The 1837-nt window shown below is 54.9% G+C and carries 1 protein-coding gene; it reads left to right on the forward strand.

Annotated features, from left to right (window positions below; translation table 11 throughout):
- Positions 1 to 1837, forward strand: a 1837-nt coding sequence (locus AYW75_RS18385) for a tandem-95 repeat protein (protein ID WP_156490890.1), incomplete at both ends; no start/stop codon positions are given.

Consider the following 1837-nt stretch of genomic DNA (forward strand, 5'->3'; position numbering starts at 1 on the left):
TAACCATCACAGACGTGAGCGTGCCAGAAGCACAAGGCACGGTGGCGATTGTCGATGGTAAGGTACAGTTTACCCCGGCGGACAACTTCAACGGCGACGCGACCATCAGCTACACCATTACCGACGGTACCGCGACCGACAGTGCTGAAGTGACTGTGACCGTGGATGCGGTCAACGACGGCCCAGTAGCGGTAGACGATACAGCCAGCACCAACGAAGACACGGTTGTGACCATTGATGTGTTGGCGAACGATACGGATCTGGATGGCGATACATTAACCATCACAGACGTGAGCGTGCCAGAAGCACAAGGCACGGTGGCGATTGTCGATGGTAAGGTACAGTTTACCCCGGCGGACAACTTCAACGGCGACGCGACCATCAGCTACACCATTACTGATGGTACCGCGACCGACAGTGCTGAAGTGACTGTGACCGTGGATGCGGTCAACGACGGCCCAGTAGCGGTAGACGATACAGCCAGCACCAACGAAGACACGGTTGTGACCATTGATGTGTTGGCCAACGATACGGATCTGGATGGCGATACATTAACCATTACTGAAGCGTCTGTTCCGGCAGAGCAAGGCACGGTGGCGATTGTCGATGGTAAGGTACAGTTTACCCCGGCGGACAACTTCAACGGTGACGCGACCATCAGTTACACCATTACTGACGGTACCGCGACCGATAGCGCAGATGTAACGGTAACCGTAGCACCTCAAAATGACGGCCCAGTAGCGGTAGACGATACAGCTTCTACCAGTGAAGACACGGTTGTGACCATTGATGTGTTGGCGAACGATACGGACCTGGATGGGGACACTCTAACCATCACAGACGTGAGCGTGCCAGAAGCACAAGGCACGGTGGCGATTGTCGATGGTAAGGTACAGTTTACCCCGGCGGACAACTTCAACGGCGACGCGACCATCAGTTACACCATTACTGACGGTACCGCGACCGACAGCGCTGAAGTGACTGTGACCGTGGATGCGGTCAATGACGGCCCAGTAGCGGTAGACGATACAGCCAGCACCAACGAAGACACGGTTGTGACCATTGATGTGTTGGCGAACGATACGGATCTGGATGGGGATACATTAACCATCACCGAAGCGTCTGTTCCGGCGGAGCAAGGTACGGTTGCGATTGTGGACGGTAAGGTACAGTTTACCCCGGCTGCGAACTTCAATGGCGAAGCGACCATCAGTTACACCATCACTGACGGTACCGCAACCGACAGTGCAGACATCACGGTGACTGTGGATGCGGTCAATGACGGCCCCGTTGCAGTAGACGATACAGCCAGCACCAACGAAGATACGGTTGTCACCATCGATGTGTTGGCCAACGATACGGATCTGGATGGCGATACATTAACCATTACTGAAGCGTCTGTTCCGGCAGAGCAAGGCACGGTGGCGATTGTCGATGGTAAGGTACAGTTTACCCCGGCTGAGAACTTCAACGGCGACGCGACCATCAGTTACACCATTACTGATGGTACCGCGACCGACAGCGCTGAAGTGACTGTGACCGTGGATGCGGTCAATGACGGCCCCGTTGCAGTAGACGATACAGCCAGCACCAACGAAGATACGGTTGTCACCATCGATGTGTTGGCCAACGATACGGATCTGGATGGCGATACATTAACCATTACTGAAGCGTCTGTTCCGGCAGAGCAAGGCACGGTGGCGATTGTCGATGGTAAGGTACAGTTTACCCCGGCTGAGAACTTCAACGGCGACGCGACCATCAGTTACACCATTACTGATGGTACCGCGACCGACAGTGCTGAAGTGACTGTGACCGTGGATGCGGTCAATGACGG

Source organism: Marinomonas atlantica, assembly GCF_001639725.1.
GTDB lineage: Bacteria > Pseudomonadota > Gammaproteobacteria > Pseudomonadales > Marinomonadaceae > Marinomonas > Marinomonas atlantica.